The sequence below is a fragment of the Pseudomonas panipatensis genome, from assembly GCF_900099785.1.
GTDB classification, from domain to species: domain Bacteria; phylum Pseudomonadota; class Gammaproteobacteria; order Pseudomonadales; family Pseudomonadaceae; genus Pseudomonas; species Pseudomonas panipatensis.
The window spans coordinates 360,159-372,409 of sequence record NZ_FNDS01000007.1 but is presented as its reverse complement, the minus strand read 5'-3'; the positions used below and the strand labels follow the sequence as shown (position 1 = coordinate 372,409).

The window sequence follows — 12,251 nt, the reverse complement described above, 5'->3', positions numbered from 1 at the left end:
GTCGCAGGAAAAACCCACAGCCCCGCACAGGCACCGATGGTTGGAGTCCAGGGCGCGAGGGATACCGGATCAGACCAGCTTGTGCTCCACCGCGTACTTCACCAGGTCGGCGACCGAATGCGCGCTGAGCTTCTGCATCAGGCGCGCCTTGTGGGTGCTCACGGTCTTGCTGCTGACCGCCAATTGCTGGGCGATCTCGTTGACCCCCTCGCCCTGCACCAGTCGCTCGAACACCGAGAACTCCCGCTCGGAGAGCAGCGCATGGGGCGGCCGCGAGTCGGTCAGGCCGACTTCGAAGACCATGCGATCCGCCAGGGCCGGGTCGATGTAGCGACCACCGCTGGCGACCTTGCGGATGGCCGTGAGCAGCAACGCCGGATCGCTGTCCTTGGTGGCATAGCCGGCGGCGCCTATCTTCAGCGCGCGGGCGGCCATCTGCACTTCGTCGTGCATGGACAGCATGAGGATCGCCGGCGGATTGCTCAGCGCGCGTATCCGCGGAATGGCCTCGAGGCCGTTGACCCCGGGCATGGAGATATCCAGCAGGACCACTTCGCAGGGCACCTGGCGCAGGGTCTCCAGCAACTGTTCGCCGTTGGTGGCCTCGCCCACGACTTGCAGGTCCTTGGCCATGCCGATCAGTTGCTTGATGCCCTCGCGGACGATGGTGTGGTCTTCCGCAACCAGTACTCGAATCACGCTTCGTCTCTCCGAAAATCATTCATGCCCGGCACTTCTGCGAATGCCTCAGGCGCTTTGCTCCGGCATCTCCTGCGCCTCCAGCGGAACCCGCACGCGCAAGGTGCAACCGTCGCCCGGCTGGCTGTCGATCTCCAGGGTGCCACCGAGCATCAAGACACGCTCGCGCATGCCAACCAGGCCGAAGGAGTTGCCGCGCCAGGCGCTTTCCATATCGAAGCCGCGCCCGTCGTCACTCACCCGCAGGCAGAGTTCGTCGTTCTCCACCGTCAGGCCCAGTTCGACAGTATGCGCCTCGGCGTGGCGCATGACATTGGTCAGCGCCTCCTGGAGGATGCGGAACAGGCCGATGGCCTTGGCATCGGCCAGGCGCGGCGGATTCTCCGGCACCTCGACCAGACAGGGGATATGCGTGCGCGCCTCGAAGCGCCGCGCCTGCCACTCCAGCGCCGAGCCGATGCCGGCGTCGAGGATCGGCGGACGCAGGGCCGAGGCGACGTCGCGCACCAGTTGGAACAACTGGGCGATGAGCTTCTTCATATTGCCCAGGCGCTCCTTCAGCCCCGGGTCCAGCTCGGCATAAGCCAGCTCGCACATGGAGGTTTCCAGCTTGAGCACGGTGAGCACCTGGCCAAGCTCGTCATGCACCTCGCGGGCGATGCGTGCCTTCTCCTCCTCGCGCACGCTTTCCAGGTGCGCGGACAGTTCGCGCAGCTGCGCCCGCGACTCGCCCAGCTCCAGCTCGATCTGCTTGTTTTCGGTGATGTCCCAGACCACGCCGTCCCACACCGAACGACCGCCTTCCAGGTGGCGCGCGGTGGCCTTGATGTCAGCCCAGCGCTGCTCGCCGGCGCGGGTCAGGATGCGTCCCTGCCAGTGCCAGTCGCGGCCGGCCTCCAACGCCGCCAGCTGGCTGCGCCAGTAATCCTCGCGGTCGGCCGGATGCACCAGGCCACGAATGCCGGTGCCGCTGCGCATCAGGTAGCTGGGCGAATAACCGACCAGCGCCTCGCTGCCCTCGCTGATGAAGGCGAAGGCGACGTCTTCGTCGGCGCTGCTGCGCTCGAGGCGGAACACCAACCCCGGCACGTTGGCGGCGATGCCCTGCAGGCGCGCCTCGCTCTCCTCCAGGGCGGCGCGGGCGCGGCGGCGCTCGGTGGCATCGCCGAGGAAAACCAGCAAGTACTCGGACTCGCCGAAGCGCAGGAAGCTCAGCGACACGTCCACCGGCAGCCATTGGCCGTCGGCGCGGCGGCAGCGGGTCTCGAAGTTCAGCGGGCCTTCTTCGCTGTTGCGCGCGCGGCGCCAGAGGTTCAGCCAGTTGTCCATGTCCAGCCCCGGTTCGAAGTCCGACAGCGGACGCTCGACGACCTCGCCGGGGGCGTAACCGAGCATGTCCTCGGCGGCACGGTTGGCGTAGCGGATGTGACTGTCCCAATTGACCCAGAGGATGCCCACGGTGCTGCTGTCGATGGCGAACTGGGTCAAGCGCAGGGTTTCCTCGGTGGCCTGGCGCATCTCGATGTCACGCCGCGCGGCGAGCAGACGCTGCTCCAGGGCATTGCGCTGGCGACGCAGCCAGATCGCGGTGGCCAGGGCGAGGAGCAACAGCAGGCCGAGCAGCAGGCAGAGGTTCTGCCAGAAGCCGGGGGACTGGCCCAGGCGCGGGTACTGCGGTTGCAGCCAGTGCTCGTGCAGGCGGTCGAGGTCCTTCACCGGCAGCGCGCGCAGCGCCGCGTCGAGGATAGCGGCCAACTGCGGCAGCTCGCGGCGGGTGGCCAGGCGCAGCAACTGTGGATAGCCGATATCGGCGAGCACCCGGAAATCGGCGAACTCCGCTTCGCGACTGAGGCGGGCCAGGTGCGCCTCATCGACCACCGCGTAGCTCGCTTCCTGGCTGAGCACCCGACGCAAGGCCTCGCGGTCGCTGTCGGTGATCTGCAGGTTCAACCCGGAATAGGTGCCACGCAGGTAGTCAGCCACCTGCCCGGGACCGCGCACAGCCACCGGCTCGTTGCCGCCCAGGTGCTCCAGCTCCACCGCGCCCGGCCCCTCACGGAACCCCAGCAGCAAGCGCGGGACCCGCAGGTAGGGGTCGGAAAACAGCCATTCGCGCAGGCTGGCCGGCGTCTGCGCGAGTCCTGGCGCAATGTCGATCTCGCCGGCACGGGCGGCGCGCTCCAGCTCCTCCTGATCGATGTAGATCCGCCACTGCAGGCTGACCTGCAATGATGCGGCGAGCCATTGGAGCAGTTCGATATTGGCCCCGGAAAGCTGCTGCAGGCGGCGGTCCTGCTGGGCGTAAGGCGTATCCAGGACGACTCCGACGCGCAGCAGCGGGTGCTCCTGCAACCAAGCGCGCTGGGTGGGATCCAGGTCTGGAGCGACCGACGCTGGCTGCGCCATCACCCACAGCGGAATACACAGAAGAAGCGCCACAAGGGCGTTCCAGGACAGACGACTCATGCCGGCAGCACCACGCGGCTCACGCCGCTCCCCGAGGAAAAAGCGCAGCTACCTTACCGCAGAGCGAGGCGAACTCGCCAAGGACGCTGCCTGACAAAGCAGCGCCAAGGCATTAGGCTGGCCGCTTTCGCCCCAGCCCTGATTGCCAGGGCCAAGCCTTGCAAGGTCAACGCCCGGAAGCCACCGATGCCACGCCCAGCGTCTCCGCCCCGCCTCGCCCTGAGCCTCGTCCTGAGCCTGCTGCCGCTGGCGCCAGGCTGGGCCGAGGATGCCCCCGCCACTCCAGCCGCCGCGGAGAAAACCGCGCCCAGCCCGAGCCGCCCGGCGCTGGAGGAGCGCAGCCAGGCAGACGCCGGCAACCTGCAGCGGCAACTGCCGGACAAGCAACAGCAGACTCTGCAGGCCGGCCAAGAAAGCTTCCTCGCGCTCTGGCTGCCGGCCAACGCTCCCGAGGCCGAGGGCGTGGTCATCCTGGTGCCCGGCGACGGCGAAAATGCCGATTGGCCCGTGGCGGTCGGCCCGCTGCGGCACAAGCTGCCCGACGCCGGCTGGCAGACCCTCAGCCTGACCCTGCCCGATCCGCAGGACAGCCTGGCCGCCCCCGCCGAGCAGAACCCGGAGCCGGCTGCGGCCAACTCCGCCGCCGACGCGAGTGGCGAGAAAAACACCAAGGGCGCCGACGCCACGCCGACGCCGGAAACCCCAGGCGCCAGCGCGGGCGGCGAGCCCGCCGCGACCAGCAGCGAAGCGCCGCCCGCGCCGGACCCGGCCATCGAGCGGCGCAAGGCTTATGCCGACCGGGTACTGGCGCGCATCCAGGCCGGGGTCGACTTCGCCCTGCAGAACAAACCCAAGAGCGTCATCCTCCTCGGCCACGGCACCGGAGCCTACTGGGCCGCTCGCTTCCTCGCCGAGCGCGAGCCGAGCGAAATCCACAACCTGCTGCTGGTCGCCGCGGAAATGCCCCGGGAGTTCCGTCCGCCCCTGGAAGACATGGTGCCGCGCCTGCAACTGGCCGCCGGAGACTTCTATTACAAGGATCGCCGCGACGACCGCGACGCCGCCCATTTGCGCCTGCAGGCGAGCAAGCGCGAGCGCGGCAAGACGTACGTGCAGGTCGGCATGAATGCCCTGCCGGCGGACCCGGCGACCGAGCAGGAGCAACTCTATCGCCGCGTTCGCGGTTGGCTGTCACTGCATCTGCAACAGGCCGGCGGCGCGAATTGAACGCCGCCGCTCAACGGAAACCGCGGCGCTCGCGCACCAGCGCGTAGGCGGCCTGGATCTCGCGGGTCTTCTCGGTGGCGGCGGCGATGCGCGCCTCGCTGGCGCCGGCAAGCTTGTCCGGGTGGTGCTGACTGATCAACCGGCGATAGGCACGCTTGATCTCCTCCGGCGCGCTAGCGGCGTCGACGCCGAGCAGGCGCAGGGCCAGCACATAGCGCTCCTCGCGGGTCTGCGGCGCACGCACCGACTCGGCGCCGGCGGCCAGGGCCAGCACCACCGCGCGCGGCAATCCCAGCCCTTCGCCCCAGCGCAGGATCAGCGTCTTTTCCGCGGCCCCGGGCGCACCGGCGGCCCAGGCCATGCGCCAGCAAGCCTGCACCAGGCCATCCGCCTGTGGCCGCTGCCCCTTGCGCTGCAGCAGGCCCTCATCCAGGCGCGGGCCACCCTGCTTGCCGCGCCCGAAAGCGTCGATCGCACGCCGTCGTCCCGCCTCATCCAGCCCAAGGCGCAGCATCTCTGCGCGGGCCTGTTGAATGTGCGCGTCGAGCACCCGCCCACGGCTCTTGGCCAGGCGTCCGAGCAACAGGAACAGCAGCTCCTCGTCCGGTACCGCCGCGTCGCCGCGCAACTGCTCGAACAAGCCACGCCAGGTGCGCTGGCGCATGCGCCGGTCCAGCACCTGACCGAGCAGACCACCGAGCATGGCGCCGGGGATGCTCGCCAATGCCCAGCCAGCGACGATGCCGATCAGGGTGCCGGGCCAGAACATTCAGCGCACCGCCAACAAGCGTTCGACCTCGGCGAGACGCTCATGGGTGCCGACATCGACCCAGCGCCCCTCATGCAACTCGCCACTGACGCGCCCCGCAACCATGGCTTCACGCAGTAGCGGCGCCAGCTTGAAAGCGCCGGCGCTGCACGCGGCGAACAGCGCCGGGTGCAGCACGGCGATGCCGCTGTAGGTGAAGCTCGGCTGGCCTTCGAGATAGTCACCGACGCGCCCTTCGGCGAGATGGAAATCACCGCGCACGTTGTGCCCGGGATTGGCCACCAGCACCAGGTGCGCCAGGTCGCCATCGGCCAGGGCGCGATGCAGGCGGGAATAGCCGAAGTCGGTCCAGATGTCGCCATTGGCGATCACGAACGGCGCCTCGCCCAGCAGCGGCAGAGCCCGATAGATACCGCCGCCGGTTTCCAGCGGCTCGCCTTCGGCGGAATAGCGGATGGCCACGCCGAAGCGCGCGCCATCGCCGAGGTAGTCCTCGATCTGCTGGCCCAGCCAGGCATGGTTGATCACCAGCTCGCTGAAACCGGCATCGCGCAGCGCCAGCAACTGATGCTCGATCAGTGCCACGCCACCGGCCTGCACCAGCGGCTTGGGCGTGTGCAGGGTCAGCGGGCGCAGGCGCTCGCCCTTGCCCGCGGCAAGAATCATCGCCTTCATGAGGCCACCGGCTGCGGCAATTCGGCGAGCAACGCGGCCAAGTCAGCCAGCTCGGGGCGCCGCGCAATCACGTTGTCCAGGTAGCGGAAGAAGCGCGGCACGTCGCCCAGGTAGCGCGGCTTGCCGTCGCGGTGACAGATACGCGCAAAGATGCCGATGACCTTGAGATGGCGCTGAACGCCCATCAGGTCGCTGGCCCGGAGGAACGCATCGAAGGTCGCGGGCAACGGGATTCCCGCGGCCTGGGCCTTGTGCCAGTAGCGGCTGAGGCCATCGTGCACGCGCGGCTCCGGCCAACTGAGGAAGGCATCCTTGTAGAGACAGGTCACGTCATAGGTCACCGGCCCGTAGACCGCATCCTGGAAGTCGAGGACCCCGGGATTCGGCTCACTCAGCATCAGGTTGCGCGGCATGTAGTCACGGTGCACCAGTACCCGCGGCTGTTCAAGCGCGCTACGCACCAGCAGATCGCAGACACGCTGCCAACGCTGCAAGCCCTCGCCCGCCAGGGTCACGCCCAGGTGCTTCTGCAAGTACCAGTCGGGGAACAACTGCAGTTCGCGACGCAGCAGCGCCTCGTCGTAGGCCGGCAGGCGCTCGGCGACATCCACCTGCTGGAACGCCACCAATGCATCCAGGGCGTCCTCGAAAAGCGCCTCGGCGTTCTCGGCGTTAATGACATCCAGGTAGGTCTGCCGACCCAGGTCGCTGAGCAACAGGAAGCCCTGTTCGAGGTCCTGGGCCAGAATTTTCGGCACATGCACACCGGCTTCCGCGAGCAGGCCGGCGACCTTGACGAAGGGGCGGCAGTCCTCCTGCGGCGGCGGCGCATCCATCACGATCAGCGTGCGGCCCTCGGCCTGCCAACGGAAATAACGGCGGAAACTGGCATCGCTGCTCGCCGGGGAAAGTTCGGCGGCGGGCACGGCGCCCCAGCCCGCGGCACTAAACACTGCGGGCAAACACGAGTCCAGCCAGCGGTTCAATTGCTGGTAACGAGCATCCTCAGACATCTTTCAGGGTTCTCCACGGCCCTAGCCGTTGCGCGGGTCATGCTTTATTATCCAGCATCTTTTTGAGCCCATCGAGTGGCGTGCGGCCCGATCGCGCCGATGGCTCGCAGGAAGCCCGGATTAACAAGATGGCAGTGAATTTCCCCGTGTTCCGTAGAAAGTTCCCCTTACTGGTGACCGGTGGCCTGCTGGCTATTCAGCCGCTCGCTTCCTCGGTTGCCATGGCGGCCGATCAATTCACCTGCGCACCCTCCGCTGGTAGCTGGGACTGCTCCACGCAACAGCCCGCCAGCGCCCTGCCGCCTCGACCGCAGCACAGCGAAAGCGCCGTCAGCGCCGCAGCACCTGCTTCTGAGGGTAGTACAAGCAGCGGCGCCGCCGGCGCAGAGCCCAAGCAATTGGTCACCGAGTCCGGTGGTCGCGGCCTGAAATCGCGCAGCACCGACTATAGCCACCTGGACTGGGTCCCTCGGGAAAAGCTCACCGCCGCCCAACTGGCGGAAATCGGCCCGTACTGCAGCGGCGAATACGTCGAGCCGGCACGTCCCGGCATGAACGACAAGACCCCGCGCGACGAAGCACCGACCTACGTCTCGGCGAAAGTCTCGCGCTACGAGCAGGAAACCCAGGTCGCGACCCTGGCCGGCAACGTGGTGCTGCGTCAGGGCAGCATGCAGGTGGAAGCCGACGAGGCCAACCTGCACCAGGCGGAGAATCGCGGCGAGCTGGTCGGCAACGTCAAGTTGCGTGACCAGGGCGCGCTGATCGTTGGCGACCATGCGCAACTGCAACTGGACAACGGCGAGGCGAAGATCGACAACGCCGAGTACGTCATGCACCAGGCCCAGGTACGCGGCAGCGCGCTCTACGCCAAGCGCCAGGAAGACGCCATCATCCAGCTCAAGGATGGTACCTACACCCGTTGCGAACCCGGCAGCAACGCCTGGTACCTCAAGGGCAACAACATCAAGCTGAACCCGGCCACCGGTTTCGGCACGGCGACCAACGCCACCCTGCGGGTGAAAGACATTCCGGTGTTCTACACCCCGTACATCTATTTCCCGATCGACAACCGTCGCCAGTCCGGCTTCCTGCCGCCGAGCTTCAGCACCAGCTCGGACACTGGCTTCACCCTGGTCACGCCGTATTACTTCAACCTGGCGCCGAACTACGACGCCACGCTGTACCCGCGCTACATGGCCAAGCGCGGCATGATGATGGAAGGCGAATTCCGCTACCTGACCCACAGCAGCGAAGGCGAACTCCGCGCCGCCTACCTGAGCGACCAGGACAACAGCCGCAACAACGAGCCGCACTACACCAGCCAGCGCTGGCTGTACGGCTGGAAAGACACCAGTGGCCTCGACTCGCGCCTGTTGGCCCAGGTCGACTACACCCGCATCAGCGACCCCTACTACTTCCAGGACCTGGACTCTGCCATGGGGTTGGGTAGCCCGACCTACGTGAACCAGCAGGGTGCCCTGACCTATCGCGGCGACGACTTCACCGCGCGCCTGAATGCCCAGGCTTACCAGTTGGCGACCGTGACCGACGTCACCCCGTACAACCGCCTGCCGCAGCTCACCCTGGACGGCCACCTGCCGTACAACCCGGGCGGCCTGGACTTCACCTACGGCAGCGAACTGGTGCGCTTCGACCGCTCGCTGGATGACTCGCTGTACACGCCGGACCCCAATAATCCGACCTACCAGGTCCAGCGTCCGGACGCCTCGCTCACCGGCCTGGCCCGCGCCACCGGCGACCGCGTGCACCTGGAACCGGGCATGAGCCTGCCGATGCAGCGCAGCTGGGGCTACCTGACGCCGACGCTGAAGGCGATGTACACCAAGTACAATCTTGACCTGGACAGCACCGGCCAGGCGCAACTGGCCAACCCCAGCACCAACCTGGGCGGCGTCAATTACGACAGCAGTCCGGACCGCTCCCTCCCGCTGGTCAAGCTCGATGGCGGCCTGTACTTCGATCGCAACACCAGCTTCGCCGGCACCAATTTCCGCCAGACCCTGGAACCGCGCGCGATGTACCTGTACGTGCCGTACCGCAACCAGGACAACCTGCCGACCTTCGATACCGGCGAATTCACCTTCAGCTACGACTCGCTGTGGCGTGAGAACCGCTTCACCGGCAAGGATCGCATCAGCGACGCCAACCAACTGTCGCTGGGCGCGACCACCCGCTTCATCGAAGACAATGGCTTCGAGCGCGCGTCGCTCAGCGCCGGACAGATCTATTACTTCGCCGATCGCCGCGTGCAACTGCCTGGTCTGACCCAGACCTACATCGACAACTACAACCGGTTGAACCCGAACGCCCAGATCAGCAACCCGGACGCCAACGCCTCGCGTTCGCCCTATGCGCTGGCCGGCGTCTACCGCTTCAACCACGATTGGCGCCTGAGCTCCGACTACAACTGGAACCCGGACACCCGCCACACCGACAGCGGCAGCGTGATGTTCCACTACCAGCCGGAAAACGAGCTGCAGAAGGTCTTCAACGCCGGCTACCGCTATCGTGCCAACAGCAAGGTATTCGACCCCAACACCGGTCAGTTCACCTACAACAGCGACCAGTACAAGATCAACCAGCACGACTTCTCGGTCATCTGGCCGGTGGTGCCGCAATGGAGCGCCATCGCGCGCTGGCAGTTCGACTACAACCAGAGCCGCACCCTCGAAGCCCTTGGCGGTTTCGAGTACGACAGCTGCTGCTGGAAGCTGCGCCTGGTCAACCGCTACTGGGTGAAGTACGACGACAACCAATTCATCACCGCGGACTCCAAAGCCGACCACGGTATCTTCCTGCAAATCATCCTGAAAGGCCTTGGCGGCGTGGTAGGCAACCAAGTCGAAGGCTTCCTCGACCAGGGCATTCAAGGTTATCGTCAACGTGAAGACCACTCTATGTAATCGCCTGCGCCCGCTGATGCTGGGCGCAGTAATGCTGGCCAGTTCCTTTGCCCAGGCCGAAGTCGTCCCGCTGGATCGCGTCGTGGCCATCGTCGATAGCGACGTGGTCATGCAGAGCCAGCTCGACCAACGCCTGCGCGAAGTGCGCCAGACCATCCAGAAGCGCGGCGCGCCACTGCCGCCTGAGCATGTACTGACCCAGCAGGTACTGGAACGTCTGATCATCGAAGACATCCAGCTGCAGATCGGCGATCGCTCCGGCATCCGCATCAGCGACGAAGAACTGAACCAGGCGATGGGCACCATCGCCCAACGCAACAACATGAGCCTCGACCAGTTCCGTGCCGCCCTGGCTCACGACGGCCTGTCCTACGACGACGCCCGTGAACAGGTACGCCGCGAAATGGTCATCAGCCGCGTGCGCCAGCGCCGCGTCGCCGAGCGTATTCAGGTCAGCGAACAGGAAGTGCAGAACTTCCTCGCCTCCGACCTGGGCAAGATCCAGCTCTCCGAAGAATATCGCCTGGCCAACATCCTGATTCCGGTGCCGGACGGCGCATCCTCGGAGACCCTGCAGGCTGCCGCCAAGCAGGCCCGCGAGCTGTACCAGCAACTCAAGCAGGGCGCCGACTTCAACCAGTTGGCGATCTCCCGCTCGGCCGGCGACAACGCCCTGGAAGGCGGCGAGATCGGCTGGCGCAAAGCCGCTCAACTGCCCTCGCCGTTCGATAGCATGGTCGGCAGCCTCGCCGTGGGCGACGTCACCGAGCCGGTGCGCGCCCCGGGCGGCTTCATCATCCTCAAGCTGGAAGAGAAGCGCGGCGGCAGCAAGATGGTGCGTGACGAGGTGCATGTCCGTCACATCCTGCTCAAGCCCAGCGAAATCCGCAGCGACGAGGACACCCAGAAGCTCGCACAGAAACTCTACGACCGCATCCAGTCGGGCGAAGACTTCGGCAAGCTGGCCAAGCAGTTCTCCGAAGACCCGGGCTCCGCGCTGCACGGCGGCGACCTCAACTGGGTCGACCCGGAATCGCTGGTTCCGGAATTCCGCGACGTGATGAACAACATCCCCCAGGGCCAACTGTCGAAGCCGTTCCGTTCGCCCTTCGGCTGGCACATCCTGGAAGTCCTCGGCCGTCGCGCCACCGACAGCAGCGACAAGTTCCGCGAGCAGCAGGCCGCTCAGGTTCTGCGCAACCGCAAGTACGACGAGGAACTGCAAGCGTGGCTGCGGCAGATTCGCGACGAAGCCTACGTCGAAATCAAGCTGTAAGCCTGCTCAGGCAATACCGAAACCCGGCCTTGGCCGGGTTTCTTTTTATCCGCACGGCGCTTCGTCGTACAGTTGAGCCCTTCCCGACAAGCGCCGGCCACAACGCGACGGCCACAGCCGTAGAGACCTCCCGCATGAAAGACGCTCAGCTTTTCGCCCTGACCCCCGGCGAACCCGCCGGCATCGGCCCCGACCTCTGCCTGCTGCTGTCCCGAGAGGCGCAGCCCCAGCCACTGGTGGCGATCGCCAGCCAGCAACTGCTGGCCGAGCGCGCCACGCAACTGGGCCTGGATATCCGGCTGCTGCCCGTTGGTCCCGGCCACTGGCCACAACGGCCCGCCGACGCCGGCGCCCTCTATGTCTGGGACACGCCACTGGGCGCCCCGGTGCGCTGCGGCCAACTCGACCCCGCCAATGCCGGCTACGTGCTGGAAACCCTGACCCGTGCCGGCCGCGGCTGCCTCGACGGCGACTTCGCCGGCATGATCACCGCGCCGGTGCACAAGGGCGTGATCAACGAAGCCGGCATCGCCTTCTCCGGGCACACCGAATTCCTCGCCGAGCTGACCCAGACCCAGCAGGTCGTGATGATGCTGGCCACCCGTGGCCTGCGCGTGGCCCTGGTGACCACCCACCTGCCGCTGCGCCAGGTCGCCGACGCCATCAGCGCCGAGCGCCTGGAGCGGGTCACGCGCATCCTCCATGCCGACCTGCGCGACAAGTTCGGCCTCGACGATCCGCGGATCCTGGTCTGCGGGCTCAACCCCCATGCCGGCGAAGGTGGCCACCTCGGGCACGAGGAGATCGACATCATCGAACCGACCCTGGAGCGCCTGCGCGCGGAGGGCATGCAACTGATCGGCCCGCTGCCGGCCGACACCCTGTTCACGCCCAAGCACCTGGAGCATTGCGATGCGGTGCTGGCCATGTACCACGACCAAGGCCTGCCGGTGCTCAAGTACAAGGGCTTCGGCGCAGCAGTCAACGTCACCCTGGGCCTGCCGATCATCCGCACCTCGGTGGACCACGGCACCGCCCTCGACCTGGCGGGCACCGGCCGCATCGATGGCGGCAGCCTGCTGGTGGCGCTGGAAACCGCCTACCAGATGGCCGCCAGCCGCGCCAAAGCTGGCTGAGGGCCGTACGGCGGATGCCGGGGCGGGCCGCAACTGGTAAGCTTTCCGCCTTTGAATCATCGC

9 protein-coding genes are annotated in these 12,251 nt (G+C 66.7%); 4 read left to right on the top strand and 5 right to left on the bottom strand.

What is annotated here, in order from left to right:
* Positions 1–69: 69 nt before the first annotated feature.
* Complete coding sequence (locus BLQ74_RS18200; RefSeq protein ID WP_090264750.1) at positions 70–699, bottom strand: response regulator; 630 nt, start codon at positions 697–699, stop codon at positions 70–72.
* A gap of 48 nt (positions 700–747) precedes the next feature.
* Entirely contained in the window at positions 748–3,165 is a 2,418-nt protein-coding gene (locus BLQ74_RS18195; protein ID WP_090264748.1) for a PAS domain-containing sensor histidine kinase, read from the bottom strand.
* Positions 3,166–3,351: 186 nt separating this feature from the next.
* On the opposite strand from BLQ74_RS18195, the gene BLQ74_RS18190 reads away from it, so the two are divergent.
* Entirely contained in the window at positions 3,352–4,392 is a 1,041-nt protein-coding gene (locus BLQ74_RS18190) for an alpha/beta hydrolase family protein (RefSeq protein ID WP_090264746.1), read from the top strand.
* A gap of 10 nt (positions 4,393–4,402) precedes the next feature.
* Here the strand turns inward: BLQ74_RS18190 and BLQ74_RS18185 are convergent, their stop codons facing one another.
* The 3 genes from BLQ74_RS18185 to BLQ74_RS18175 are packed head-to-tail and all read right to left on the bottom strand — an operon-like array spanning position 4,403 to position 6,849.
* Positions 4,403–5,161: a DnaJ domain-containing protein gene (locus tag BLQ74_RS18185; RefSeq protein ID WP_090264744.1), complete on the bottom strand. Its 759-nt coding sequence runs from the start codon at positions 5,159–5,161 to the stop codon at positions 4,403–4,405.
* Positions 5,162–5,836: an N-acetylmuramate alpha-1-phosphate uridylyltransferase MurU gene (gene murU / locus BLQ74_RS18180; RefSeq protein ID WP_090264742.1), complete on the bottom strand. Its 675-nt coding sequence runs from the start codon at positions 5,834–5,836 to the stop codon at positions 5,162–5,164.
* A complete protein-coding gene (locus tag BLQ74_RS18175; RefSeq protein ID WP_090264739.1) occupies positions 5,833–6,849 on the bottom strand; it encodes an aminoglycoside phosphotransferase family protein in 1,017 nt (338 codons plus the stop codon). The genes murU and BLQ74_RS18175 overlap by 4 nt, the downstream gene beginning before the upstream one ends.
* Before the next feature lie 128 nt (positions 6,850–6,977).
* Between BLQ74_RS18175 and BLQ74_RS18170 the strand changes: the two genes are divergently transcribed.
* From BLQ74_RS18170 to pdxA, 3 genes are all read left to right on the top strand, one after another.
* On the top strand, positions 6,978–9,776 hold the full coding sequence (locus BLQ74_RS18170; protein WP_090264737.1) for an LPS-assembly protein LptD: 2,799 nt from the start codon (positions 6,978–6,980) through the stop codon (positions 9,774–9,776).
* Entirely contained in the window at positions 9,757–11,052 is a 1,296-nt protein-coding gene (gene surA, locus BLQ74_RS18165; RefSeq protein WP_090264734.1) for a peptidylprolyl isomerase SurA, read from the top strand. The genes BLQ74_RS18170 and surA overlap by 20 nt, the downstream gene beginning before the upstream one ends.
* Before the next feature lie 134 nt (positions 11,053–11,186).
* Complete coding sequence (pdxA, locus tag BLQ74_RS18160) at positions 11,187–12,188, top strand: 4-hydroxythreonine-4-phosphate dehydrogenase PdxA (protein ID WP_090264732.1); 1,002 nt, start codon at positions 11,187–11,189, stop codon at positions 12,186–12,188.
* The last annotated feature ends 63 nt before the right edge of the window (positions 12,189–12,251 follow it).

Bases quoted from the DNA above. Each gene is read 5' to 3' on its own strand.
- BLQ74_RS18190 (WP_090264746.1), top strand. From the start codon at position 3,352: ATGCCACGCCCAGCGTCTCCGCCCCGCCTCGCCCTGAGCCTCGTCCTG.
- murU (WP_090264742.1), bottom strand. From the start codon at position 5,836: ATGAAGGCGATGATTCTTGCCGCGGGCAAGGGCGAGCGCCTGCGCCCG.
- BLQ74_RS18175 (WP_090264739.1), bottom strand. From the start codon at position 6,849: ATGTCTGAGGATGCTCGTTACCAGCAATTGAACCGCTGGCTGGACTCG.
- BLQ74_RS18170 (WP_090264737.1), top strand. From the start codon at position 6,978: ATGGCAGTGAATTTCCCCGTGTTCCGTAGAAAGTTCCCCTTACTGGTG.
- BLQ74_RS18195 (WP_090264748.1), bottom strand. From the start codon at position 3,165: ATGAGTCGTCTGTCCTGGAACGCCCTTGTGGCGCTTCTTCTGTGTATT.
- pdxA (WP_090264732.1), top strand. From the start codon at position 11,187: ATGAAAGACGCTCAGCTTTTCGCCCTGACCCCCGGCGAACCCGCCGGC.
- BLQ74_RS18185 (WP_090264744.1), bottom strand. From the start codon at position 5,161: ATGTTCTGGCCCGGCACCCTGATCGGCATCGTCGCTGGCTGGGCATTG.